Source organism: Streptomyces sp. NPDC050534, from assembly GCF_044457745.1.
GTDB lineage: Bacteria > Actinomycetota > Actinomycetes > Streptomycetales > Streptomycetaceae > Streptomyces.
In genome coordinates this window covers 26,543-47,373 of the sequence record NZ_JBITHF010000024.1, presented here as the reverse complement: position 1 = coordinate 47,373, position 20,831 = coordinate 26,543, and the positions used below count along the sequence as shown (strand labels likewise).

The 20,831-nt window shown below is 71.1% G+C and carries 22 protein-coding genes; 9 read left to right on the top strand and 13 right to left on the bottom strand.

Annotated elements, in window-relative coordinates:
- Nucleotides 1-426 precede the first annotated feature (426 nt).
- On the bottom strand, nucleotides 427-2,061 hold the full coding sequence (locus ACIBN2_RS44905; RefSeq protein ID WP_399143567.1) for an amidohydrolase: 1,635 nt from the start codon (nucleotides 2,059-2,061) through the stop codon (nucleotides 427-429).
- Between the two features lie 54 nt (nucleotides 2,062-2,115).
- A complete protein-coding gene (locus ACIBN2_RS44900; RefSeq protein WP_399143566.1) occupies nucleotides 2,116-3,618 on the bottom strand; it encodes an APC family permease in 1,503 nt (500 codons plus the stop codon).
- Nucleotides 3,619-3,744: 126 nt separating this feature from the next.
- On the opposite strand from ACIBN2_RS44900, the gene ACIBN2_RS44895 reads away from it, so the two are divergent.
- Complete coding sequence (locus tag ACIBN2_RS44895) at nucleotides 3,745-4,458, top strand: TetR/AcrR family transcriptional regulator (RefSeq protein WP_399143565.1); 714 nt, start codon at nucleotides 3,745-3,747, stop codon at nucleotides 4,456-4,458.
- 131 nt (nucleotides 4,459-4,589) lie between these two features.
- On the top strand, nucleotides 4,590-4,982 hold the full coding sequence (locus ACIBN2_RS44890) for a VOC family protein (protein WP_399143564.1): 393 nt from the start codon (nucleotides 4,590-4,592) through the stop codon (nucleotides 4,980-4,982).
- Nucleotides 4,983-4,997: 15 nt separating this feature from the next.
- Here ACIBN2_RS44890 and ACIBN2_RS44885 read toward each other — a convergent pair whose 3' ends face one another.
- Nucleotides 4,998-5,321: a DUF4235 domain-containing protein gene (locus ACIBN2_RS44885; protein WP_399143563.1), complete on the bottom strand. Its 324-nt coding sequence runs from the start codon at nucleotides 5,319-5,321 to the stop codon at nucleotides 4,998-5,000.
- Between the two features lie 3 nt (nucleotides 5,322-5,324).
- Nucleotides 5,325-6,338 carry a glutathione S-transferase family protein gene (locus ACIBN2_RS44880; protein WP_399143562.1) on the bottom strand — a complete coding sequence of 338 codons (1,014 nt, stop codon included), beginning with the start codon at nucleotides 6,336-6,338 and terminating at the stop codon, nucleotides 5,325-5,327.
- Between the two features lie 97 nt (nucleotides 6,339-6,435).
- Between ACIBN2_RS44880 and ACIBN2_RS44875 the strand changes: the two genes are divergently transcribed.
- A complete protein-coding gene (locus ACIBN2_RS44875) occupies nucleotides 6,436-7,401 on the top strand; it encodes a cation diffusion facilitator family transporter (RefSeq protein WP_399143561.1) in 966 nt (321 codons plus the stop codon).
- A gap of 55 nt (nucleotides 7,402-7,456) precedes the next feature.
- Here ACIBN2_RS44875 and ACIBN2_RS44870 read toward each other — a convergent pair whose 3' ends face one another.
- Nucleotides 7,457-7,900: a nitroreductase family deazaflavin-dependent oxidoreductase gene (locus tag ACIBN2_RS44870; RefSeq protein WP_399143560.1), complete on the bottom strand. Its 444-nt coding sequence runs from the start codon at nucleotides 7,898-7,900 to the stop codon at nucleotides 7,457-7,459.
- A 321-nt stretch (nucleotides 7,901-8,221) separates the two neighbouring features.
- On the opposite strand from ACIBN2_RS44870, the gene ACIBN2_RS44865 reads away from it, so the two are divergent.
- Both ACIBN2_RS44865 and ACIBN2_RS44860 read left to right on the top strand, forming a co-directional pair.
- Entirely contained in the window at nucleotides 8,222-9,421 is a 1,200-nt protein-coding gene (locus ACIBN2_RS44865) for a cytochrome P450 (protein ID WP_399143559.1), read from the top strand.
- 13 nt (nucleotides 9,422-9,434) lie between these two features.
- The gene (locus ACIBN2_RS44860; protein WP_399143558.1) at nucleotides 9,435-9,629 is read left to right on the top strand and encodes a ferredoxin; all 195 of its coding nucleotides are present in this window, start codon (nucleotides 9,435-9,437) and stop codon (nucleotides 9,627-9,629) included.
- 18 nt (nucleotides 9,630-9,647) lie between these two features.
- Here ACIBN2_RS44860 and ACIBN2_RS44855 read toward each other — a convergent pair whose 3' ends face one another.
- Entirely contained in the window at nucleotides 9,648-10,199 is a 552-nt protein-coding gene (locus ACIBN2_RS44855) for a TetR/AcrR family transcriptional regulator (protein ID WP_399143591.1), read from the bottom strand.
- 115 nt (nucleotides 10,200-10,314) lie between these two features.
- Between ACIBN2_RS44855 and ACIBN2_RS44850 the strand changes: the two genes are divergently transcribed.
- Together ACIBN2_RS44850 and ACIBN2_RS44845 are read left to right on the top strand one after the other, a co-directional pair.
- Nucleotides 10,315-10,773, top strand: a complete 459-nt coding sequence (locus ACIBN2_RS44850) for a nuclear transport factor 2 family protein (protein ID WP_399143557.1) — start codon at nucleotides 10,315-10,317, stop codon at nucleotides 10,771-10,773.
- A gap of 9 nt (nucleotides 10,774-10,782) precedes the next feature.
- Nucleotides 10,783-11,316: a flavoprotein gene (locus ACIBN2_RS44845; RefSeq protein ID WP_399143556.1), complete on the top strand. Its 534-nt coding sequence runs from the start codon at nucleotides 10,783-10,785 to the stop codon at nucleotides 11,314-11,316.
- Between the two features lie 21 nt (nucleotides 11,317-11,337).
- Here ACIBN2_RS44845 and ACIBN2_RS44840 read toward each other — a convergent pair whose 3' ends face one another.
- Genes ACIBN2_RS44840 through ACIBN2_RS44815 form a run of 6 tightly spaced genes read right to left on the bottom strand, consistent with a single transcriptional unit; the run spans nucleotide 11,338 to nucleotide 17,590 of the window.
- A complete protein-coding gene (locus ACIBN2_RS44840; RefSeq protein WP_399143555.1) occupies nucleotides 11,338-12,639 on the bottom strand; it encodes an alpha-glucosidase/alpha-galactosidase in 1,302 nt (433 codons plus the stop codon).
- Nucleotides 12,636-13,583 carry a carbohydrate kinase family protein gene (locus tag ACIBN2_RS44835; protein ID WP_399143554.1) on the bottom strand — a complete coding sequence of 316 codons (948 nt, stop codon included), beginning with the start codon at nucleotides 13,581-13,583 and terminating at the stop codon, nucleotides 12,636-12,638. The genes ACIBN2_RS44840 and ACIBN2_RS44835 overlap by 4 nt, the downstream gene beginning before the upstream one ends.
- Complete coding sequence (locus ACIBN2_RS44830; RefSeq protein WP_399143553.1) at nucleotides 13,580-14,401, bottom strand: carbohydrate ABC transporter permease; 822 nt, start codon at nucleotides 14,399-14,401, stop codon at nucleotides 13,580-13,582. Before ACIBN2_RS44830 ends, ACIBN2_RS44835 begins: the two co-directional genes overlap by 4 nt.
- A complete protein-coding gene (locus tag ACIBN2_RS44825; RefSeq protein ID WP_399143552.1) occupies nucleotides 14,398-15,360 on the bottom strand; it encodes a carbohydrate ABC transporter permease in 963 nt (320 codons plus the stop codon). Before ACIBN2_RS44825 ends, ACIBN2_RS44830 begins: the two co-directional genes overlap by 4 nt.
- A gap of 23 nt (nucleotides 15,361-15,383) precedes the next feature.
- Nucleotides 15,384-16,676, bottom strand: a complete 1,293-nt coding sequence (locus ACIBN2_RS44820; RefSeq protein ID WP_399143551.1) for an ABC transporter substrate-binding protein — start codon at nucleotides 16,674-16,676, stop codon at nucleotides 15,384-15,386.
- 17 nt (nucleotides 16,677-16,693) lie between these two features.
- Entirely contained in the window at nucleotides 16,694-17,590 is an 897-nt protein-coding gene (locus ACIBN2_RS44815; protein ID WP_399143550.1) for an endo alpha-1,4 polygalactosaminidase, read from the bottom strand.
- A 260-nt stretch (nucleotides 17,591-17,850) separates the two neighbouring features.
- Between ACIBN2_RS44815 and ACIBN2_RS44810 the strand changes: the two genes are divergently transcribed.
- The gene (locus ACIBN2_RS44810; protein WP_399143549.1) at nucleotides 17,851-18,822 is read left to right on the top strand and encodes an aldo/keto reductase; all 972 of its coding nucleotides are present in this window, start codon (nucleotides 17,851-17,853) and stop codon (nucleotides 18,820-18,822) included.
- 18 nt (nucleotides 18,823-18,840) lie between these two features.
- On the opposite strand, the gene ACIBN2_RS44805 is transcribed toward ACIBN2_RS44810, so the two are convergent.
- The gene (locus ACIBN2_RS44805) at nucleotides 18,841-19,659 is read right to left on the bottom strand and encodes a phytanoyl-CoA dioxygenase family protein (RefSeq protein WP_399143548.1); all 819 of its coding nucleotides are present in this window, start codon (nucleotides 19,657-19,659) and stop codon (nucleotides 18,841-18,843) included.
- 63 nt (nucleotides 19,660-19,722) lie between these two features.
- Between ACIBN2_RS44805 and ACIBN2_RS44800 the strand changes: the two genes are divergently transcribed.
- Nucleotides 19,723-20,634 (top strand): helix-turn-helix domain-containing protein, encoded by a 912-nt coding sequence (locus tag ACIBN2_RS44800; protein WP_399143547.1) that lies wholly within the window; start codon nucleotides 19,723-19,725, stop codon nucleotides 20,632-20,634.
- Nucleotides 20,635-20,831 lie beyond the last annotated feature (197 nt).

Sequence of the window (20,831 nt, the reverse complement as noted above, 5' to 3'; positions counted from 1 at the left end):
CCCATCAAGCTGTGGTCGTGGCAACGGAATTGACCGACCGTTGTCTGTCGGCCGGTCGGGTCCGGGAATCTTGTGTGCCTTCCGCGACGGCCTCGCCGAACAGCCGGACTCACGCGACCGGCTGGGGGCCCTGCTGCGAAGGCCCGCTCGGTTCTCGAACGCGTCGAGTCGCTCGTCAGACGTGTGTTGCTCGAACCCTGCTGATGGGTGTGTCGAAGGGGAGGTCGAACGTGACGGCCTGAGGCATGTGCTTCCTTCCGGGAGTCGGCGACGCAGAGTCCCCCGGCCCTGCGAACGGGTGGCCGAAACGGCCACCCGTGTCCTCGAACTCAGCTTCTATGGCCGAAAGTTGAACCGAGAAGCGATACGAGGCTGCCCAAAGCGTAAATGATCTACGCGTGACCTCACCGTGACGTCCGTTACTGCTTACGCCTCATGAGCTGCGTACACTGCCTCCCCTCCCACGTACGTCAGGGCCACACCCGTCTCCGCGATCGCCGTGGTCGGCCCGTCGAACGGGTCGCGGTCCAGGACCACCAGGTCGGCCAGTGCGCCGACCTGAATCCGGCCGGTGTCGGCGAGGTGGTTCACATAGGCCGACCCCGCGGTGTACGCGGTCAACGCCTCGGTGAGGGAGAGCCGTTCGCCGGGCAGGAACACCGGGGCGCCGTCGCAGTCGGGCGCCAGGCGGTTGACCGCGACATGGATGCCCTGGAGCGGATCGGGGCTGCTGACCGGCCAGTCGCTGCCCGCCGCGAGCCGGGCCCCCGAGCGCAGCAGCGCGCCGAACGGGTACTGCCACGCGGCCCGTTCGGACCCCAGGAAGGGAATGGTCAGCTCGTCCATCTGGGGTTCGTGCGCGGCCCACAGCGGCTGGATGTTCGCCGTGGCGCCGAGGCGCGCGAACCGCGGCACGTCCTCGGGATGGACGACCTGAAGGTGCGCCAGATGCGGCCGGGTGCCGCTCGGACCGTTCGCCGCCCGCGCGGCCTCGATCGCGTCCAGCGCGTCCCGTACGGCCCGGTCGCCCAGCGCGTGGAAGTGGCACTGGAAGCCCAGGGCGTCCAACTCGGTGACGTACTTGGGGAGTTGGCCCGCGTCGATGAAGCTCTTGCCGCGGTTGGCGGTGGCGCAGCCGCACCGGTCCAGGTACGGGTCGAGCAGCGCGGCCGTGCCGTTCTCGGCGACCCCGTCCAGCATCAGTTTCACCGTGCCCGCGCGGAACCGGCCATGGCTAAACGCGACCCGCTTCTGGGCGAGTTCGGGGATCTGCTCGGCCCCGCGCTCCCGGTCCCACCACAGCGCCCCACGGACCCGCGCGGTCAGCGAGCCGTCGCGTGCGGCCGCCAGATAGGCGCCGGCCGGATCGTCCATCCCGAGGAAGTCCCCGACGAGCGCGTCCTGCCAGGCCGTGATGCCGAGAGCGTGCAGATGCCGCTGCGCGTGCAGCAGCGCCGCCAGCCGATCCGCCGCGGTGGCCGGCGGGGCCAGCCGCCCGACCAGCTGCATCGCACCCTCCTGCAGCGTGCCGCTCGGCTCGCCCGCCTCGTTCCGCTCGATCCGCCCGTCGCCCGGGTCGGGTGTGTGGCGATCGATGCCCGCCAGCTCGAGGGCGCGGCTGTTGGCCCAGGCGCCGTGGTGGTCGCGGTTGGGCAGGTAGACCGGCCGGTCGGGTACGGCCGCGTCCAGGAGCTCCTTCGTCGGCGTACCGCCCTCGAACGCCTCCATGGACCAGCCCCCGCCGAGGATCCACTCCCGCTCGGGATGTGCCTCGGCGTAGGCGCGGACGGCGGCGACCGTCTCCCCGGCCGTCCGGGTCCCGGTCAGATCGCACTGGGAGAGTTCGAGGCCGGCCGGGACGGGATGGACGTGCGCGTCCTGGAAGCCCGGCAGCAGCAACCGCCCGGCCAGGTCGACCACTTGGGTGCGCGGCCCGGCGAGCTCGTGGACCTCGTCGTGCCCGACGGCGGTGATGCGGTCGCCGGTGACGGCCACGGCGGTGGCGGTGCGGCCCTCGGGGGTGAGGACCGGGCCGCCGGTGAAGAGGAGATCTGCGTGCATGTTCCTTTTCCTGGTGAGGTGGGGGGGGAAGGTGCCGGTGAACGCCGGACATTCCTACTGGGCGGTCGGGAGCAGCTGCCGTGCGTCGGCGTCGGTACCGTCGCCCGTGCGGAAGTACGGCGACCTGCGCACCCACTTGGCCCAGGCGGCGGCCACGAAGCCCGAGGCGATCATCGCCAGGGGAGTGAGCAGCAGGAACCAGCCGTTGTCCGCGCGGAGTTCGAGATGGTCGGCCGAGGTGAAGAAGGACCAGCCGAGATAGCCGCCGAGGCCGAGCAGCGCCAGGGCACTGAGCGTGGGCAGCACCACGGCCCGTACGCCCTCCCGCGGGTTCTCGCGCAGCAGCGGGCGGAAGCGGACGGCCGCCGCGAGCGCCGTGAGCGCGTAGGACAGGGCGACCACGATGCCCACGGCGCTCACCGTCGCCATGATCATGTCCGCGAGCCGCGGGATGACCAGGGCGAGAGCCGCGATCACCGTCGCCAGCGCGCCGATCAGCAGCGTCCCGGCGGCGGGAGTACCGTAGCGGCGGCTGACCCGGGACCAGACGGGCCCGAGGGTGCGGTCCCGGCTCATCGCGAACATCCCGCGGGCCGTCGGGATGACCCCGGCCTGAAGCGAGGCGACGGCCGAGAACATCAGCGCCACCAGGGGGAGCGCCGCCATCGGCTGGGCGGCGAGCCGGTCCCCGAAGAACGCCAGTCCCTGGGCGCCGTGTCCGGCCAACTCCTTCTCGGACAGCACCCGTTGGAAGGCGACCGAGCCGATGAGGAACAGCGTCAGCATGGTCACCAGTGTGATCAGCCCGGCACGGGAGGCGTCCCGCGGATCGCGCACCTCCTCGTTGACGCTGAACGCGGCCTCGAAGCCCCAGTAGCAGAACACCGACAGCAGCAGTCCCTGGGCGAGCGCGGAGGCCGACGGGATCGCGAACGGGTCGAACCAGCTCAGGCTGAAGGCGTGCGGGCCGGTGACGATGCCGTAGCCGCAGAACCCGAGCAGCACGACGTACTCGAAGACCAGCAGCCATGTCTGCAGCCGTGCCGCGGTCCTGATGCCGGTGACGGCGGTCAGCGTGACCGCCACGAGCACGAGGATGCCGACCGCCGTGGTCTGCGCGGTCGAGCCCGCGTCCAGGGCGAGACCGCCCAGCCGGTGCAGCCCGGCCTCCCCGGCGAGCTGGATGAGCGCCGAGCCGGTGACCGCCGTCGTGTACGCGAGGAACGCCAGCGTCGCCACGATGTTCACCCAGCCGACCATGAAGCCGAGCCATGGGCTGAGCGAACGGCCCACCCAGACATAGCCGTTGCCCGCGTTCGGCTCCACCCGGTTCAGCCGGGAGAAGGCCCCCGCGATGCCGAGGACCGGCAGGAACGCCAGCAGCATGATGGCCGGCAGATGCAGGCCGACCACGCCGGCCGTGACGCCCAGGCCGATGCCGATGCTGGTGGTCGCGGCCGTGCTGGAGGCGGCGATGGCGATGCCGTCCAGCACGCCGAGGGATTTGCGCAGCGCGGGCCGCGCTGGTGGTCGTGCACCGAAGGGCTGATCGGACATGGCCGGTTCTCCGCTCGCACCGGGGGGCCTGGTCGGCCCCGGTGACCGCACATGAAACTGCCCGGGGACTTAACAGGTCAACGGTGTTGTCATAAGGTGCCGCCACCGGCCCCAGGGAGGCAGACCATGAGTGAGCGCGTCGTCCCGCCCGATGCCCGGCGGCGCAGACGCCCCACCAAGCAGGGCGTCGTCCTCTCCGAGGAGCTGATCGTCGCCACCGCGCTGCGGCTGATGGAGGAACACGGCGCGGAAGCCCTGTCGGTGCGCCGCCTCGGCCGCGCCCTCGGCGCCGACCCCAGCTCCCTCTACCGCTACTTCCGGCACACCGACGACCTGATGCTCGCCGTCGCCGACGAGCTCATCGGCCGTACGCTGCGCACCTGGCGTCCCACCGGCGACTGGCGCGCCGACCTGCGCGACCTCGGCCTGCGCGTGCACGCGGGCGCCCTCGCGCATCCCCGTGCGGCCGTCCTGAGCTCCTACCGGGTGACCGGGCGGGTGCACGAGATCCAGGCCGTGGAGACCATCCTCGGCGTGCTGCGCGACGCCGGCTTCCCCGACGCCGAGGCGGTGCGCGTCTATCACGCCTTCGTCGACCAGGCCCTCGCCTTCAGTGCCCTCGACTCGGCGAGCGCCGCCCTGCCGAAGGCGGCCAGGGAGGCGGACGCGGCCGTGTGGCGGGCGACGTACGTCCGGCTGCCCGCCGACACGCACCCGCACATCGCCGCGACGGCCCGCCATCTGGTGGCCGACATGAACCGCAGTTCCTACCCGGCCGCCCTGGACCTGCTGTTGAGCGCGGCGGCGGCGCGGCTGACGGAGACCGGGGGAGGGGGCTGACGGCGGCCCCCGGTCACGAGGGCGTGGAGGGGGAGGGGCCGGTCGGCGACTGAAAAGGCCGGACCGGGATATCCGCCAAGGTACTGAGCGGCGGAGCACGACGCCCCGCGCCCGAACCGTACGGAGGAGACATGCCACTGGTGGAAGCGGGCTTCGTGGTGCTCGACTGCGCCGAGCCCGAGAAGCTCGCGGTGTTCTACATGGAGCTGCTGGAGGCCGAGGAGACGGACTCGACCGCCAACCGCGTGGAGATCAGGGGTGCCGACGGCATCCGGATGGCCTTTCGCCGCGATGTGAACGCGACCCCGCCGAGCTGGCCGCGTCCCGAGAACTCCCTCCAGGCCCACCTCGACTTCGTCGTGGCGGACCTGGATGCGGCGGAGCGCAAGGTGGTGGAGCTCGGCGGGCGTCCGCTGGAGACGAAGGACGCGACCGGGCCGTTCGAGATACGCGGGTACGCCGACCCGGCCGGCCACTCCTTCTCCCTGCTGCGCGCCACGCCGAAGGCGCCCAAGCAGGGCTGACGGCTCACGCCGGCGTCAGTCCCGGCCGTCCGGATCGGCGGCCGGCCAGACGCCGGTCGAGCGCTCGATGGCCTTCGCGCCCGTGCGGTCCACCGCGCTGCGGACCACGGCGAACAGCGCGCCCTGGACCGCCGCCGCGAGCAGGATCTCGCCCCAGCCGCGGTCCTGGTCCAGGGCGTCGGGTGCGTCCTCCTCGTGCCGCAGCGCCATCCATGTCTTGCGGAAGACGAGCCCGGCGAGCGCTCCGCTGGTCCATCCCAGGACGAATCCCAGCGGCTTGTAGGCCAGAGGCAGCTTCATTTTCTTCTTCTTCGTCTTCGCCACGTCTTTCTCCTTCATGGGTCAGGGTCGTCCTTCGGCCGCGATCTCCTCGCCCGCGGGCACGGGCCCCGGTGGTGTCCCGTCGCCGAACGGACGCCCGCGCAGCTCCTCCCGGAAGTGGGGTGCGAGCCAGCCGGACAGCTCCGGTCCGACGGGGACGATCCCGGTCGGGTTGATGCCGGTGTGGACCTGGTAGTAGTGCCGTTTGATGTGATCGAAGTCGACGGTGTCACCGAACCCGGGCGTCTGGTAGAGATCGCGGGCGTACGCCCACAGGATCGGATTCTCCGTCAGCTTCCAGCGGTTGCACTTGAAGTGGCCGTGATAGACGGCGTCGAAGCGGACCAAGGTGGTGAACAGCCGGATGTCCGCCTCGGTGATCGTGTCGCCGACGAGATAACGCTGTCCCTCCAGTCGTCGCGTGAGCAGCTCCAGCCGCTGGAAGACACCGGTGCACGCGTCCTCGTACTCCTTCTGTTCGGTGGCGAAACCTGCCCGGTACACACCGTTGTTGACGTCCCTGAAGACGTCCGCCATCACCGCGTCGATCTCCTCGCGCCGGTCCTGCGGGTACAGGTCGGGAGCCCCGTCGCGGTGCAGGGCGGTCCACTCGGTGGCGAAGTCGAGGGTGAGCTGCTGGTAGTCGTTGGTGACCAGTTCTCCGCTCGGTGTGTCGACGAGCGCGGGCACGCTCACTCCACCCGGGTGCCCGGCCTCCCGCCGTTCGTACGCCTCGCTCAGGAAGCGGATGCCGAGGACCGGGTCGCGGCCGTCCGGGTCCAGCGTGAAGCGCCAGCTGCGGTCGTCCTGGATCGGGTCGGCGACGGCGAGGGACACGGCGTCCTCCAGACCGAGCAGGCGTCGCGAGACCAGGGCCCGGCTCGCCCACGGACAGGCACGGCTGACCACCAGGCGGTAACGTCCCGCCTCCACCGGCCACCCGTCCCGGCCGTCCGCCGTGACCCGGTCCGTGAAGTGGCTCCTGGACCGCCTGAACGACTCGTGGCCGAGTGAACTGTTGCCCCCGGCGCCCATGATTCCTCCCTGCGTCGCGTGACCCCGTGAGCTACGCGTTCCCCGATTTCCGCCGCCCGCACGGTGTGATCCTCCAGGACAGGGGCATTCGGCGGAGGTGAGTGGGACATCCTCGAACTCCAAGGACCGCAAGACACGCATCACCGTGCTGGTGGCGCTCGCGGCCAATCTGCTGATCGCGGCGGCCAAGGCCGTCGGCGGCCTGTTCGCCGGCTCGCCCGCCCTGTTGTCGGAGGCGGCGCACTCCGTGGCGGACAGCCTCAACGAAGTCTTCCTGCTGGCCGCGCTGCGGCGCAGCCGGCGCCCGGCCGACAAACGGCATCCCTTCGGCTACGGCAAGGAGCGGTTCTTCTGGTCGCTCCTCGCGGCCGTCGGGATCTTCGTCATGGGCGGCTGCTTCTCCGTCTTCCAGGGCGCCGAGGCCCTCAAGAACGGCGCCGAGGAGAAACTCAGCGGCTATGTGGCGGGCCTGATCGTGCTCGGCGTCTCCTTCCTCGCCGAGGGCGTCTCACTGCTGCGGGCCCTGCACCAGGTGCGCCGCCAGGGCGGCAGGGACGGCTTGCGCGACCCCGCGCTGCGCACGGTGGTCGCCGAGGACGGCACGGCGGTGCTCGGCGTGACGCTGGCCGCCATCGGCATGGTGCTGCACATGATCACCGGCCAGGTGGTGTACGAGGCGTCGGCCTCGTTCGCGATCGGCGCGCTGCTCGTCTACGTCGCCTACCGCCTCGGCCGCGAGGCCCGCGACCAGCTGATCGGCGAGTCCACCGACCCCGAGACGGCGGACCGGATCCGCTCCCTGCTGGCCGAGCAGCCCGAGATCGACAGCGTGGAGGCCCTGTTCACGATGAAGACGGGCCTCGACACGGCACTGGTCGCCGCCCGTGTCGACCTGGTGCCCGGACTGGACAGCGAACAGGTCGAGGAGGTCGCCGTGCGGATCAAGCGGTCCCTGGCCGAGGACGTGTCCGAGGCGGACCAGATCTTCCTCGACATCACCGACCGTCCGGCCGAGGAGGCACGAGAAAGCCCCGCCGCGACGGGGGAACGCGGCGGGGCCTGACGCACGCGTGCCCCGGGTCACCGGGTTCATGCACACGCGGACGAAGATTCTTTCGCTACTCGGCCGGTTCGAGGACGAAGACCGGGATCTGCCGGTCGGTCCTCCTCTGGTAGTCGGCATACGGCGGATACGCCGCCACCGCACGCTCCCACCACTGGTCCTTCTCCGCGCCGGTGATCTCACGCGCCGTCATGTCCCACTTCGACGGCCCGTCCTGCAGCTCCACATGGGGATCACCCTTGAGGTTGTGGTACCAGGTGGGGTGCTTGGGCGCGCCGCCCTGCGAGGCGACCACCGCGTACCGCCCGTCGTGCTCCACGCGCATCAGCGGCGTCTTGCGGATCTTGCCGCTCCTGGCGCCGCGGCTCGTGAGCACGATCACGGGCAGGCCGGTGTCCATCAGGGTCCTCCCCTTCGTGCCACCGGAGCTCTCGTACAGCTCCACCTGGTCGCGTACCCACTGCTCAGGGCTGGGTTCGTACTCACCCTCGAGAGGCATGACATCCGTCCCATCGTCGAGTCCTTGCTGGCCGGCACCCTGCTACAACACCCGTGTACCCGTGATTCATCCACACCGGTGGTGCGTATCGGGCCACCACCATCTGTAGGCGCGGCGCCGTGATCACGCCACCCGAGAGCGGTGCCCTCCTGCTCCAGGGGCGATGCCGAGCGCGGCACGGGTGCCGGTCCGACACCTGAGCGAGCATCCCCGGCCAGAATGCCCCCACCACCGATCTGGCCGAACTTCTCGTCGCCCCATAGATGCCTTGGGCATCTAATGAAGATCTGCACGACGCACTCTTCGTCTGCGAGGTCTTCCATGCCGGAAACGGAACCTGTGGCCTTTCCCCAGGACCGGTCCTGCCCCTACCAGCCCCCCACCGCATACGAGCCCCTGCGTGCCACCCGCCCGCTGAGCCGGGTCACGCTCTACGACGGCCGTTCCGCCTGGCTGGTGACGGGTCACGCGCTCGCCCGCGACCTGCTCGCCGATCAGCGGCTGTCGACCGACCGCACCCATCCCGAGTTCCCCGCGCCCACCGAGCGGTTCGCCGCGGTGAAGGAGCGGAGGCTGGCGCTGCTCGGCGTCGACGACCCGAAGCACCGTGTCCAGCGGCGGATGATGGTGCCGAGCTTCACCCTGCGGCGCGCCGTCGAACTGCGCCCGCAGATCCAGCAGATCGTGGACGGACTGCTCGACACGATGATCGCGCAGGGGCCGCCCGCCGAGCTGGTGAGCGCCTTCGCGCTGCCCGTGCCGTCGATGGTGATCTGCGCGCTGCTCGGCGTGCCCTACGCCGACCACGAGTTCTTCGAAGGACAGTCACGGCGGCTGCTGCGCGGGCCCAAGGTCGAGGACGTCGAGGAGGCACGCCGCCAACTGGACGCGTACTTCGAGGAGTTGATCGACCGCAAACAGAAGGACGCGGTTCCGGGCGACGGGGTACTGGACGAACTCGTCCACCGGCAGCTGCGCGAGGGGGAGTTGGACCGCCAGGACGTGATCGCCTTCGCGACCATCCTGCTGGTCGCGGGGCACGAGACGACCGCCAACATGATCTCCCTGGGCACCTTCACCCTCCTCCAGCACCCGGAGCAGCTGGCCGAGTTGCGCGGTGATCGGGAGTTGCTGCCCTCCGCGGTCGAGGAGCTGATGCGCATGCTGTCGATCGCCGACGGGCTGCTGCGCAGGGCGACCGAGGACATCGAGGCCGGCGGCACGACGATCCGCGCGGGCGACGGCGTGGTCTTCGCGACCTCCGTCATCAACCGCGACGAGGACGTCTACCCGGCACCCGACACCCTCGACTGGCACCGGTCCGCCCGCCACCACGTGGCGTTCGGCTTCGGCATCCACCAGTGCCTGGGCCAGAACCTGGCCCGCGCCGAGCTGGAGATCGCCCTGCGCACCCTCTTCGACCGGCTGCCGACGCTGCGCCTCGCCGCCCCGGCGGACGAGATCCCCTTCAAGCCCGGCGACACAATCCAGGGGATGCTGGAACTCCCCGTGACCTGGTAAGAGGCTGCACGTCATGCACATCGACATCGACAAGGACACCTGCATCGGCGCGGGCCAGTGCGCCCTGTCCGCCCCGAACGTCTTCACCCAGGACGACGACGGCTACAGCACGCTGGTACCGGGCCACGAGGACGGCGGCGGCGACCCGATGGTGCGGGAGGCGGCACGGGCCTGCCCGGTGGGGGCGATCACGGTGTCCGGGGGCTGAGTCCGACCCGGACGCGGCTCACCCGGCCCGCAACAGCACCCCGGCCGCCTCCCGTGCCTCCCGTGCCGGTTCCGTGGTCCGGGCTATGCCCGCCGTGACCATGGCGCCCTCGGCCAGCAGGAACAGCTGGCCGGTCAGGGTGCCGGAGAGGCCCGCGTCTGCCACGAGCTGGGCGAGGTAGGCGCGGAACGCCCGCTTGTGGGACCGCACTTGGGCCGTCACGCGCTCCGAGGTGGCGCCCAGTTCGCCGTAGGAGTTTATCCAGGCGCACCCGCGGAATCCGTCCTCGCCGAACCACAGCTCCAGCCAGTCGAAGACGGCGAGGATCCGCTCCTCGGGGTCCTCGTGCCGCTGTACATGGCCGGCGAGACGGGTGCGCCACCGCGCGTCGCGTCGTTCCAGATACGCCTCCACCAGCTGCTCCTTCGCCGGGAACAGCTGGTAGAGGCGCTTGAGCGAGACACCTGAGGCGCCCCGGATGTCGTCCATGCCGACGGACTGGATGCCCCGCCCGTAGAACAACTCCTCGGCGGCGTCCAGCGCCTGCTCGCGGGCGACTGCGCTGTCCATGACGGCCATGCGGCGTACAACCTCTCCTTGACTCGAGAACGAGCGTTCTCCTACGGTAGCAGCAGGCGGGAGAACGCCCGTTCTCCGCTGCCGTCCGCCCGTCGAGGAGGAATCCATGGCCGACCGTCCGCCCCTGCCCCCGTTCACCCGCGAAACGGCCGCGCAGAAGGTGCAGGCCGCCGAGGACGCCTGGAACACCCGCGACCCGCACAGGGTGGCGCTCGCCTACTCCGAGGACTCGGTGTGGCGCAACCGCGACGCGTTCGTCACCGGCCGCGACCAGATCGTCGAGTTCCTCACCGCCAAGTGGGAGCGCGAACTGGACTACGCGCTGCGCAAGGACCTGTGGGCCTTCGACGGCAACCGCATCGCCGTCCGCTTCCAGTACGAGTGCCACGACGCCGACGGCCGGTGGTACCGCTCCTACGGCAACGAGCTGTGGGAGTTCGACGAGCACGGGCTGATGACCCGCCGCGAGGCCAGCATCAACGACGTACCGATCGAGGAGAAGGAACGCCGTATCCACGGACCGCGGCCCGAAGCCGAGCGCGGGCGGTCCTTCCCCCTTCAGTAGGGTTCCCGGATGACCGAACAGGCCGGAAAACCCTTCCTCTACGTCGTCGTCTGCGCCGCGGGCATCGCCGCCGACGTGGGCGAGCTGATCACCGCCGCGCAGGCGCGGGGCTGGGAGGTCGGGGTCATCGCGACACCGGTCGCCGTGAACGGCTTCTTCGACACCGCCGGCGTGCAGGCACAGACCGGCCGCCCCATCCGCTCCGCGTGGCGAACTCCCGGTGACCCGCGGCCCTTTCCGGCGCCGGACGCCGTCGTGGTCGCACCCGCCACCTTCAACACGATCAACAAATGGGCGGCGGGCCTGGCCGACACCCTGGCCGTGGCGACCCTGTGCGAGAGCTACGGCCTGGGCGTCCCGGTCGCCGTACTGCCGTGCGTGGCCGACGCGTTGGCCGCCCACCCCGCCTACCGGGACAGCCTGACACGCCTGCGCGGCATGGGCGTCCGGTTCGGTGAGCCGTACTCGGGCGAGCCCGAACAGGGCGGCTCACGACCGGAGTTCGGCTGGGAGCGGGCGCTGGAGCTGCTGACGCGCGGCTGACGCCCGCTCCCCTCCAGGGCGTCAGTGCCCCAGCTCCTCCCGCAACTCCGGCGGCAGCAGCTCTCCATGGGCCCGTACGAGGTCGTCGCACAGGTCCCAGATCCGCTCCACCGGCAGCGTCGCCGCCGTCGCCGGGTCGGCCATCGCGGCGTGCCGGATGTGGCGCGGGTCGCCGTCCGTGGCCGCCCGGGCCACCAGGTCGGTGACGGAGACGTACGCGCTGTTGAGCGCCGCGCACTGCGGTGGCAGGGCCCCGACGCGGGTGGGCTGGACGCCCAGCGCGTCGACCAGGCACGGCACTTCGACCACCGAGTCGGCCGGAAGGCTGTCGATCAGGCCGCGGTTGGGGACGTTGCCGTAGACCGTGCGGGGCGTGCCCGTGACCGTGCTGTGGATGATCTGCGGGGCGTACTCCAGCGTGCCCTCCACCGGCAGCGGACGGCCCGCCGCGAGGGCGTCGCGGGTGTGCTCGTAGCTCGCCGCGTTCTCCTCGATGATCTTCAGGTACGCGCCGACCGGCAGCCGGAGCCGTTCGATCTCGCTGTCGTGGTGCAGATACCAGGGCACGTACTCGGAGGAGTGCTCGCTCGTCTCGGTGGGGTAGTGCCCCAGCCTGCGGTACATGTCCACGCGGACCCGGCGCAGCAGACCGGGATCGCGGGCGATCGCCTCGTCCAGCAGGGGGTACAGGTTCTGCCCCGCCCGCTCGAAACGCAGCACCCAAGCCTGGTGGTTGACGCCCGCCGCCAGATAGCTGACCTCCTCGAAGGGCACGTCCACCAGGGCGGACAGGTCGTGCATCGTCCAGTACACCGAGTGGCACAGGCCGGTGACCTTCAGCCGCGGGGCGATACGGCTCAGATAGAGGACGTTCATCGCCATCGGGTTGGTGTAGTTCAACAGCTGGGCGTCGGGGCAGAGTTCGGCCATGTCATCGGCGATGCCCTTGAGGACGGGGAACGTCCGCAGGGCCCGGAAGATGCCGCCGATGCCGAGGGTGTCGCCGATGGTCTGGCGCAGGCCGTAGCGGGCCGGTACCGCGAAGTCGGTGCGGGTGGCCGCGTCCATGCCGACCTGGACGATGTTGACGACGAAGTCCGCGTCCGCCAGCGCCGCCCGCCGGTCCAGGTGGGCGGAGATCACCGGCTTCGCCGCACGCACCTCCGCGATATGGCGGGCGGCGCCCTCCGCGGTCGCCAGCCGTTCGGGGTCGATGTCGTGCAACGCGATGCGGGCGTGCGCGAGTTCGGGGAAGGCGAACAGGTCCGCCAGCAGGCCCTGCGTGAACACCACGCTGCCCGCCCCCACGAAGGCGATCTTCATTCGGTCCCTTTCTGGTCGGCGACTGCACATGCCTCGTCCCACGTCGGCTGTCCCGCCGTACCGCCGTGGTCGCGCGTCGACAGAGAGCCGCACGCGACGGCGACCTCGACGGACGCGCGCAGCTCCAGTCCGCGCAGCCGTGCCGCGACGAAACCGGCGTCGAAACTGTCCCCGGCGCCCACCGCGTCGACGGGCTCGACGGGGACCGCCCCCACGCGCAGCAGCTCCCCGCCGGCGCAGGCGAGGGCGCCGTCCGCGCCGTCCTTGACGACGACCGTCGGGCCGTACCGTGTCAACGACTGTGCGGCGTCGGTCAGTTGGTCCGCACCCGACAGCGCCCGGGCCTCGGCCGCGTTCGGCAGCAGCATGTCCGTGACCTTGAGGACCGGGTCCAGGAGGGCGCGGTCCCAGCGGCCGGCGGGGTCGTCGTTGGTGTCGAGCGAGGTGGTCGCCCCGTGCGCCCGGGCCTCGGCGAAGACGTCGGCCAGCGAGCGGGCGAGGCGCGGCATCAGGAAGAAGGAGGCCGCGTGCACGTGCCGCGCCCCGGCGAGCAGTTCGGCCGGCACGTCCCGCGGTCCTGTCGCGGCCAGGCAGCCGGACGAGGTGAGGATCGCCCGGTCGCCGTCGCCCGTGGTCACGATCGCCGTGAGCGGGGTGGGCAGTTGGGGGTCCACGACGAGATGGCCGACGTCGACGCCGCGCGACGCGAGGGCCTGCCGTACGAACGCGCCCGCCGCGTCGTCGCCCACCCGCCCCGCGAAGGCGACCCGCAGTCCCAGGCGGGCCGCCCCGCACGCCATGATCGCCGCGGAGCCGCCCAGCACCAGCCGGCCGTGCTCCACCAGCTGTTCGCGCTGGCCGAACTCGAGCCCGCCGACCGGGCCGAGCACCACGTCGGGGTTGACGTCCCCGATCACCAGCAGGTCGTACTGCACTTCGGTCACCCCTTGATCCCGCTCGACGTGAGCGACTGGACGAACGTCTTCTGGGCCAGCAGGAACGCGATCAGCACGGGCAGCACCGTGATCACGTTGCCCGCCATCACCGCGGACCACTTGGTGTGGTGCTGGCCCTGGAAGGTGGTCAGGCCCAGCTGGAGCGTGTACTGCGTGTCGTGGTTGATGGCGATCAGCGGCCACGACAGGTCGTTCCACGCGGTGAGGAAGGTCAGGACGGCGACCGTGGCGAGCGCGGGCCGGGCCAGCGGCAGCACGATCGAGAACAGCACCCGCAGCCGCGAACAGCCGTCGATCCAGGCGGCCTCCTCCATCTCGCGCGGCAGCGAGAGGAAGAACTGCCGGAACAGGAACACCGCGAAGGGCGTCACCAGCGACGGCACGATCAGCGCGCCCAGCGTGTCGATCAGCCCGAACCACTTCATCACCAGGAACGTGGGGATCATGGTCAGCTGGAACGGCACCACCATCGTCGCCAGCATCAGCCCGAGCATCAGCCGCGATCCACCGAACCGCATCCGCGCGAACGCGTACCCACCCAGCGCGCCGAACAACAGGTTCGAGGCGACCGCGACCGTGGACACGATCAGGGAGTTGAGGAACCAGCGGGGGAACATCGCGTTGCCCAGCACATACCGGTAGCCGCCCAGATGGATGCCGTCGGGCCACAGCGCGGGCGGGAAACGGTTGATCTCCGCGTCCGACATCACCGAACTCAGCAGCAGCCACACCAGTGGCAGCGCGAAGGCCAGCGCGAGCGGCGCGAGCAGCAGATGCCAGGCGAACGTCGTACGGCGCGTGTTCATCGGGCGGCTCCTTCCGTACGGTCCTGCCGGCGTCGCACGAGATGCAGCGCGCCGCCCGCCAGCAGCAGCGCCACCGCGAGGACGTACGCCGAGGCCGCCCCGTATCCCGCGGTGAAGAGCTGGAAGGCCTGCTGCCAGACGAAGTAGACGACGACGGTCGTGGAGTCGAGCGGGCCGCCCTTGGTCGTGACGTAGATCAGGTCGAACACCTGGAGGGCGGTGATGAGTTGCCACAGGAGCAGGAACACGGTGACCGGCCTGAGCGCGGGCAGGGTGACGTTCCACAGGACCTGGCGGCGGTTCGCGCCGTCGAGCCGCGCCGATTCCACCAGTTCGGGGGGCACGTCCTGAAGTGCCGCCAGATAGACCACGACGCAGAATCCGACGCCGTTCCACAGGGAGATCAGGACCAGCAGGTACAGGGATTGGCCGGGATCGGAGAGGAAGCCCTGCTTGGAGACGCCGAGATGGTGCAGCAGCGCGTTGGCGACCCCGAAGTCCGGGTCGAGGATGAAGGAGAACAGCACGCCCTGGGCCGTCGCCGACACCACGAACGGGATGAACACCAGGGTGCGGTACAGCCCGATGAAGCGCAGACGGCGGTTGAGCGCCAGCGCGAGGGCGAGCCCGCCGATCAGGCTGAGCGGGACGTACAGGGCGGAGTACAGCAGCGTGTTGCCCACCGCCGTACGGAAGTTGGGGTCCTGGGCGAGGGCGCGGTAGTTGTCGAGACCCACCCAGCGGCCGGGCGTGACGAGGTCGTCCGCACGGAACGACAGCAGCAGCGACCAGACGACGGGCACGATGCTCAGGCCGAGGATCACCACGACCGACGGACTGATGAAGGCCCAGGCGGTGGCCCGTTCGCGGCGGGCACGACGGCGGGCGGCCCGCCGGTCGGCGGCCGGGACGGCGGGTGCCTGTGGGGCGAGTGTGAGGGCGCGGGGCAGTGTGGACATGACGGTCTCCCGTACCGGGGAAGTCACCTGGGGATCAGCAGGGCCGCGTCGGCCTTCTCGGCGCATCGGTGCACGGCGTTGGCCGGGGAGTCACGGCCGAGCAGGACGGAGACGGCCGCCTCGCCGAGCGCCTGGGAGATCTGCGGGTACGCGGCGTGGATGGGGCGGACGCGGGCCGAGCGCAGGGCGTCGGTGAAGACGGCGAGGCCCGTGGTGTCGGCGCTGTGCCGCCGCCACTCCGGCCGGGCGGCCGTCGCCGTACTCAGCGGCAGGCTGCCCGCCGAGGCGTCCCAGCGCACGTCCTGCGCGGGCTGCATCATCCAGCGCACGAACTCCTGGGCGGCCCGGGAGCGGGCGCTGCCGTTGTCGAACACCGTCCAGGTGTCCGGCCCCGAGATGGTCACCGCCCGCCCGCTGTACGAGGGCAGCGGCACCACGTCGTAGTCGATGCCGGCGGTGATGATGTCCGGCAGCTGCCAGGGACCGGTGGGGACCATGGCCATGCGGCTGCTGAGGAAGACCTGGTACATCTGCTCGCTGCCGGTCTTCATGTCGACGTACACGCTCTTGTCGCGGGCGAGTTGGGCGACCGTCTCCAGCGCCCGTACGCCCTGTTTCGTGAAGCCGATGTGCTTGCCGTCCGCGGCGACGACCTCGCCGCCGAGGTCCCAGATCATCGGCCACAGCCGCCAGACGGTGTCCTCGTCGCCGACGCCCGGCCAGCCCGTTCCGAAGACGCCGCGGTCCGGGTCGGTCAGCTGCTTCGCGGTGGCGGTGAAGTCGTCCCAGGTCCAGCCGGCCTTCGGGAACGGGACGCCCGCCCGCCGGAACAGCTTGCGGTTGTAGACGACCGCGAGCGAGTCGAGCACCGCGGGCGCCGCGCGCACCTGGCCGTTGACGGTCACCGCCTCGCGCACCGGCTTCCAGTACGAGCTCCACGGCGTCGGCCCGTCGCGCATCGCGTCGGTCAGGTCGACCACCCGCGGCGAGCGCGCCACGCTGGCCAGGTCGGAGCCGAAGATGTAGGCGACGTCCGGGTAGGAGCCGGCCGCGAGCGCGGCGGTCACCTTCTGCAGCATCGCGTCGGAGAGGACCCCGCCGCCACCCGCGTCGACGTGGATCGCGGGGTGCGTGCGGTTGAACTCGGCGACCAGCTTCTCCAGCGCCTTGCGGGCCGTGTCCGCCTGCCCGTGCCACAGCTCCACGGTCACCCTGCCGTCGGCGCCGACCCCGTCCGAGCCGCCGCCGGCGCAGCCGCTCACGGCGGCGGCCGAGGCCGCGGAGGCCGCGCCCAGCAGCAGCCGGCGACGTGTCATGCCGTCGTTCATCGCGCTCACCCCGCCTTGCGGACGTAGTGGCCGCTGCCGGGCGTCGACACCATCACGTCCCGGCGGACGATGCTCAGCCGGTCGCGGAAGCCCGCCAGCGCCTTGCGCAGCCCGCCGTCCGAGTACTCGATCACCAGCACCCGGTCGTCGAAGGCCTTCGCATACGTCCCGCACTCGTCGTACTCGGCGCACTCCTCGGCCACCGCGAAGTCGAGCCCGGCCCGCTTCCTGAGCCCGGCCAGCTCGACCGTGTTCTTCTGCCCGATCGCCAGGTGCCGCGCGTGCGCGCGCCGCGACAGGAGCGTGATGAAGGCGGTGGCGTCGTTGGCGGTCAGCAGGTGCCGGGAGCGGGTGTAGCTGTCGTAGTTGTCGGGCTCGACGGCGTCGTAGCCCTTGGCCGCGCAGCCGTCGATCCACCCGCCGATCCGCGCCGCCACGCGTGCGCGCTTGGCCGGGGTGCGGATGTCGAGCAGCGCCTCGCCCCAGTCCTCGTCCACGACGACCTTGCCCCGCCCGTCCCGCAGCAGCAGGTCGGCGGGCCAGGAGCCCCGCTCGTCGGGCTGGGCCTGGAAGGCGTTGACGTAGCAGATGTTGTAGAGGCCGGGCGCCGGCGATGCCGTACGGTCGCGGCTGACGATGCGGACGCCCGCCGGTGGGGGATAGGCGCCGCCGATCTGGTAGTCGAAGCCGGCGTGGCGGGGCGGCAGGCGCACCCCCGCGGCCGGCGACGGGTCGGAGGCCGCCGCTTGGGCACCGGATGTTTCGGATGCTTTCGCGGGACCACTCGTCGATCTCGACGGCTTGTGGGAAGTACCGCACGCCGACACCCCGGCGACGAGAAGAACGCATGCGCCGACGGTCGTCCCGAGACCTCCGACGCGGTAGACACCCTTGACGGGCATGTCCGCTCCATCAATCGCGGGTACGACCCCGCCTCGGACCGGGTGTCCGGTCGGTCCTGGCGACTTGGGCCGGACTTGGAGCTCGTCCGCTACCGGCTGGGCGCACCTCTGTGTGCCCCGCTGCACGCGGCGGCACGTCCCCTGGATGAAATCGTCCGGTGCCGCCCGCCGTCAAGTGGGGACGGTGAAGCAGAGGCACCCGGGACCTCACGTCGTACGCTCGCCACTGATACCCGATCCCGAAGGCAGGAGCAGCAACGATGCAGTACGTGAAGCTCGGTTCGACGGGCCTCGACGTGTCGCGGATCTGTCTGGGCTGTATGACCTACGGACTGCCCGACCGCGGCGCGCACGAGTGGACGCTCGACGAGGACGCCTCGCGTCCGCTGATCCGGCAGGCGCTGGAGGCCGGGATCAACTTCTTCGACACGGCGAACGTCTACTCCGACGGCACCAGCGAGGAGATCGTCGGCAAGGCGCTGCGCGAGTTCGCGAGCCGCGACGAGATCGTCCTCGCCACAAAGGTGAACGGCCGGATGCGGCCCGGGCCCAACGGCGCGGGCCTGTCCCGCAAGGCGATCCTTTCCGAGATCGACCACAGCCTGAGCCGGCTCGGCACCGACTACGTCGACCTCTACCAGATCCACCGCTTCGACCCGCACACCCCGGTCGAGGAGACGATGGAGGCCCTGCACGACCTGGTGAAGGCGGGCAAGGTGCGCTACATCGGGGCGAGTTCGATGTTCGCCTGGCAGTTCTCCAAGATGCAGTACACGGCCGAGCGGAACGGCTGGACCAAGTTCGTGTCCATGCAGAACCACTACAACCTCCTCTACCGCGAGGAGGAGCGCGAGATGCTGCCGCTCTGCGCCGACCAGGGCGTCGGCGTCCTGCCCTGGAGCCCGCTCGCCCGCGGCCGGCTCACCCGGGACTGGGGCACCGTGACGGAGCGCAGTGCCAACGACAACTTCGGCAGCCGTCTCTACCCGGACGGCGACCGCACCATCGTCGAGGCCGTCACCCGCATCGCGAACGACCGCGGCGTCCCGCGCGCCCAGGTCGCCCTCGCCTGGCTGCTGCACCAGAACATGGTGGCGGCCCCGATCATCGGCGCCGCCAAGCCGCACCACATCGAGGACGCGGTGGCCGCGGTGGAGCTGGAGCTGAGCGACAAGGACCTCGAGGAGCTCCAGGAGCCGTACGCGCCCCATGCGGTCGTGGGGCACAGCTGACCCGGGCCGTCGTGCCCGCTAATGGGGTCCCTGCGGTGCGAACTCCGTGCCGCACGGGCCCGCCCCCTCGCTCTCCGGCAGCGGCACGCGTTCGCCGTCCATCGTCAGCGTGCGGTAGTGGGTCCCGATGCGTTCGGCCGACCGCCCGACGTAGTGGGCGATGAACGACCGGCGGAAGCGGTCGGCGGTGCGGTTGGGCTGCGAGCCGTGTACCAGGCTGCCGTTGAAGAACAGCACGTCCCCCGGGGCCAGGTCGACCGGCACGGCCGCGAGGCCCGGCGGCGGGGGCACGTACTCACGCGCGAAGGACACCTCCGCGTCCGCCTCCTCGGGGCAGAACACGTCCATGCGGTGCGTACCGGGGACGACCTCCAGACCGCCGTTGTCCCGGTCGATCTCGTCGCAGGCCACCCAGGCCGCCACACACGTGCCCGGTTCCACCCGCAGATAGAAGTTGTCCTGGTGCAGCGCCTGGCCCCGGGCGCCGGGCGGCTTGAAGTAGAACATGCTCTGCGCCGCCAGCACCTCCTCGCCGAGCAGGACCCGCAGCACCGCGCCGAGCCGTGCGTCGAGCAGGACGCGTCGCGAGAGCCCGCTGATCTCGTGCGGGTGCATCACCCGCGGATACGCCGCCAGCGGATCGGCCGACGCACGCGGCTGGAAGTGCCCCGGTACCGGACCGGCCGCGTGCAGGTCCGCGAAGTGCGCGCAGAGCCGGTCGATCTCGTCGCGCCCGAACAGCCCGCGCACGATGGTGAAGCCGTCCTTCTCGAACCGCCTGAGCCCCTCCTGGGTCAGGACGGGGGCACCGGCGGCGCCCTTTCCCGTGACTGTCATACGTCCACTCCTCGCTCGGGTGTCCTACGCTGGTCACGCTAGGCCGCGGGGCGCTTCAGGAGGATGCCCGTGAACGCTGACGGATTGCCCGAGACTGCTGCGCCGCCGCCCGGCCTGGTCGTGGTCGGCCGCTACGACCAGCCCGAGGGGTACGGCGTCACCAGGCCGCGCGGCGCCGACAGCTGGCTGTTCACCTGGACCACGGGCGGGCGTGGCCGGCTGCGCCAGGGAGCCGCCGAGGTGCGGGCCGGCGCGGGTGACCTGGTGGTGTTCGCGCCGGGCGTGCGGCACGACTACGCGGTCGAACCGGGCGCCGGCAGCTGGCAGTTCTGGTGGGTGCACTGCCAGGCCCGCCCGTCCTGGGCGCCGTGGCTGCGGCCGTACGAGGCGGGCGACGGACTGTTCGCCGTCACACCGGCCCCGGCCGCGCTGCACGACCGGGTCGGAGCGGCCTTCGGGCGGATGCTCGCCGACGCCCGCTGGACGGGCACCGGGTCTCCGCCCGTCACCGCGCCGCAGGACCGGGTCGCCGTGGCGCACGGCACCGCGGCGCGGGAGCTCGCCCTGTCCTGCCTGGAGGAGATCGTCCTGCTCACGGCCGCCGCCGCGCGCCCGCCGTCGCCACCGCCCGGCGTCGACGTCCGGGTGCGCCGCGCCGAGGAGTTGATCGCCGCAGACCCGGGCGCTCCGCACACCGTGCACGGGCTCGCCGCGAGCGTCGCCCTCTCGCCCTCACGGTTCGCGCATCTCTTCACCCGGCAGGTCGGCCGGTCCCCGATGCGGGCCCTGCGCGAGGCCCGGCTGCGGCACGCCGCCCGGCTTCTGGAGAGCACCGATCTGTCGGTCGACCGGGTGGCCGCGGCCTCGGGGTTCGCCAGCCCCTTCCACTTCAACCGGGTCTTCCGCGAGCGGTACGGGGTTCCGCCCGGAACCTACCGTGCCGGAGGCCAATGGCTGGAGCCGGAGACGGAGTAGCTCCGCCTTTCCCGGCCGTCGAACAGATCGATTGACAATTCGTCAATAGCCGTCGGCGGGCAGGCAATGCACAAAACCGCGTGATCTCTTGTTGGGCGTCCCTGACCTGTGCAAAGGTGTGCCCTGTCGGCGCACGGACCAGGGACAATTCCGCCGGGTTCCCATACCAGTTGGTATGGACTTTATGCCGCAGCCCC

Bases quoted from the DNA above. Each gene is read 5' to 3' on its own strand.
- ACIBN2_RS44905 (WP_399143567.1), bottom strand. From the start codon at position 2,061: ATGCACGCAGATCTCCTCTTCACCGGCGGCCCGGTCCTCACCCCCGAG.
- ACIBN2_RS44900 (WP_399143566.1), bottom strand. From the start codon at position 3,618: ATGTCCGATCAGCCCTTCGGTGCACGACCACCAGCGCGGCCCGCGCTG.
- ACIBN2_RS44895 (WP_399143565.1), top strand. From the start codon at position 3,745: ATGAGTGAGCGCGTCGTCCCGCCCGATGCCCGGCGGCGCAGACGCCCC.
- ACIBN2_RS44890 (WP_399143564.1), top strand. From the start codon at position 4,590: ATGCCACTGGTGGAAGCGGGCTTCGTGGTGCTCGACTGCGCCGAGCCC.
- ACIBN2_RS44885 (WP_399143563.1), bottom strand. From the start codon at position 5,321: ATGAAGGAGAAAGACGTGGCGAAGACGAAGAAGAAGAAAATGAAGCTG.
- ACIBN2_RS44880 (WP_399143562.1), bottom strand. From the start codon at position 6,338: ATGGGCGCCGGGGGCAACAGTTCACTCGGCCACGAGTCGTTCAGGCGG.
- ACIBN2_RS44870 (WP_399143560.1), bottom strand. From the start codon at position 7,900: ATGCCTCTCGAGGGTGAGTACGAACCCAGCCCTGAGCAGTGGGTACGC.
- ACIBN2_RS44865 (WP_399143559.1), top strand. From the start codon at position 8,222: ATGCCGGAAACGGAACCTGTGGCCTTTCCCCAGGACCGGTCCTGCCCC.
- ACIBN2_RS44860 (WP_399143558.1), top strand. From the start codon at position 9,435: ATGCACATCGACATCGACAAGGACACCTGCATCGGCGCGGGCCAGTGC.
- ACIBN2_RS44855 (WP_399143591.1), bottom strand. From the start codon at position 10,199: ATGGACAGCGCAGTCGCCCGCGAGCAGGCGCTGGACGCCGCCGAGGAG.
- ACIBN2_RS44850 (WP_399143557.1), top strand. From the start codon at position 10,315: ATGGCCGACCGTCCGCCCCTGCCCCCGTTCACCCGCGAAACGGCCGCG.
- ACIBN2_RS44845 (WP_399143556.1), top strand. From the start codon at position 10,783: ATGACCGAACAGGCCGGAAAACCCTTCCTCTACGTCGTCGTCTGCGCC.
- ACIBN2_RS44840 (WP_399143555.1), bottom strand. From the start codon at position 12,639: ATGAAGATCGCCTTCGTGGGGGCGGGCAGCGTGGTGTTCACGCAGGGC.
- ACIBN2_RS44830 (WP_399143553.1), bottom strand. From the start codon at position 14,401: ATGAACACGCGCCGTACGACGTTCGCCTGGCATCTGCTGCTCGCGCCG.
- ACIBN2_RS44825 (WP_399143552.1), bottom strand. From the start codon at position 15,360: ATGTCCACACTGCCCCGCGCCCTCACACTCGCCCCACAGGCACCCGCC.
- ACIBN2_RS44820 (WP_399143551.1), bottom strand. From the start codon at position 16,676: ATGACACGTCGCCGGCTGCTGCTGGGCGCGGCCTCCGCGGCCTCGGCC.
- ACIBN2_RS44815 (WP_399143550.1), bottom strand. From the start codon at position 17,590: ATGCCCGTCAAGGGTGTCTACCGCGTCGGAGGTCTCGGGACGACCGTC.
- ACIBN2_RS44810 (WP_399143549.1), top strand. From the start codon at position 17,851: ATGCAGTACGTGAAGCTCGGTTCGACGGGCCTCGACGTGTCGCGGATC.
- ACIBN2_RS44805 (WP_399143548.1), bottom strand. From the start codon at position 19,659: ATGACAGTCACGGGAAAGGGCGCCGCCGGTGCCCCCGTCCTGACCCAG.
- ACIBN2_RS44800 (WP_399143547.1), top strand. From the start codon at position 19,723: ATGCCCGTGAACGCTGACGGATTGCCCGAGACTGCTGCGCCGCCGCCC.